Source organism: Exiguobacterium sp. UBA7533 (genome assembly GCF_002479335.1).
Classification (GTDB): domain Bacteria; phylum Bacillota; class Bacilli; order Exiguobacteriales; family Exiguobacteriaceae; genus Exiguobacterium_A.
On sequence record NZ_DLMP01000006.1, the window covers coordinates 745 to 2,469 of the forward strand.

Consider the following 1,725-nt stretch of genomic DNA (forward strand, 5'->3'; position numbering starts at 1 on the left):
CGCGACGGCAGTAAAGATCGTTAATGCCTTCATAATCTCGTTTCCTCGGAAGTTCGAAACGGTCGTTGATAAGTCGAGAAGGACTTCAATGTCTTTTTGGTAGTGTTCAATGAGCATCAACAGACGGCGGACACGTTTCGTAGCTAGTTTCAAGGAAATGTCCTCAAGATACGTTTCTTCCTCGAGAAACGACTCTTCGCCAGCCATGACGAGTTCTTGAAATGGAACGATCAAATCGGACCAGTTCTCAATCGTGTCGCGTAGCGCGAAGATGCTATCAAGCGAATCTTCATTGATGCTGCCGCGTAGTTCATCTTGTCTTGAAAACAGTTCTGTCTCAAACTGATCGATACCGGCGAAATACGTATTCAACTGTAAAGCGAGAATCGTATAAAAAGCCGCGAATGGATGAGCGGGAGAATAGGGTGCGACTAGGGACACGATTGAATCCGACAATCCGATCGTGATCAGTTTTTCTTTCGTTACATAAAAGCAAATCGAGCGACGGTCACTTTTGTCGACAGGGTTTTGCCATGTGACGACAGCACCATAGAGAACCCCTTTTTCTGAACGCGTGAAGTTCATATCTTTCGATCGCAACTGCGTGATCCAATCCATTTCGGATTGGTCGACGGCAGCCGTCGGAAATATTTGTTCATAGTCAGCTAAATCGAGATAGCGGGACCAATTAAATTGAGGTTCCAGTTCCATGTTCATGACTCCCATATAGTAGAATGAAATAGTATATGCCTTAAGTGTAGTCAATGGAATATAAAAAAGACACCTATTTTACAGATAAAGGACGTGTTTCAAGAATGAAAGGAATCGGGAAGTTAGCAGTTGGAGAAACGCTCGATCAACGAGCGATGATCAAGCAAGCAGTCAAAGGAATTGCAGCAAATGGGAAACCATACCTGACGCTCATCTTGACGGATAAGACAGGCGAAATCGAGACGAAGATGTGGGATACGAGTGACCTTGAAAAATATGCGCCAAAGTCAATCGTTCATGCTGCTGGAGAAGTCATGGACTATCGAGGACGGACACAACTGAAGCTCAAACAAATTACGGTCCTAGAGGAGACGAATGTCGAGGACTATGTTCAATCAGCACCTATTCCACGAGAGCAGATTGAGACGGAAGTACTCGCGTTCGTAGAATCGATTCAAAACAGTGACATGAAAAAGCTTGTCAAACATTTGATCACTTCACGATTTGACGCCTACTTCACGCATCCGGCAGCGGTCAAGAATCATCATGCCTTTTACTCGGGACTGTCGTACCACGTCCTTTCTATGTTGCGCTTAGCGGATCAAATCGCTCAACTCTATCCGACCTTAAACCGTGACGTGCTAATCAGTGGCATCATTCTACACGATTATGCGAAAATCAAGGAGTTATCCGATCCGGTTGCACCGGAATATACGTTGCCTGGTAAACTCGTCGGTCATATTACGATGATGGTAGCGGAACTCGAAAAAGTCGGAGCAGAATTACAAATTGACGCAGAAGTACTGACTGTCTTGCAACATCTCGTCTTAAGTCATCATGGACGACCGGAATGGGGATCTGCTGTAGCACCACAAATGCGTGAGGCTGAAGTCTTGTTCTTGATCGATAACCTCGATGCGCGAATGACGATGATGGATCGTCTTCTTGAATATGTCGAACCGGGACAGTTCTCAGAACGATCATTTGCACTAGATAATCGTGCTTTCTACCGTC

At 45.2% G+C, this 1,725-nt stretch carries 2 protein-coding genes; one reads left to right on the plus strand and one right to left on the minus strand.

What is annotated here, in order from left to right:
• Positions 1-711 (minus strand): CorA family divalent cation transporter (locus B2U10_RS11040; RefSeq protein WP_290787729.1); only part of this gene is annotated, 711 nt, incomplete at its 3' end.
• Between the two features lie 104 nt (positions 712-815).
• On the opposite strand from B2U10_RS11040, the gene B2U10_RS11045 reads away from it, so the two are divergent.
• On the plus strand, positions 816-1,725 hold a 910-nt coding region (locus B2U10_RS11045; protein WP_290787732.1), incomplete at its 3' end, for an HD domain-containing protein.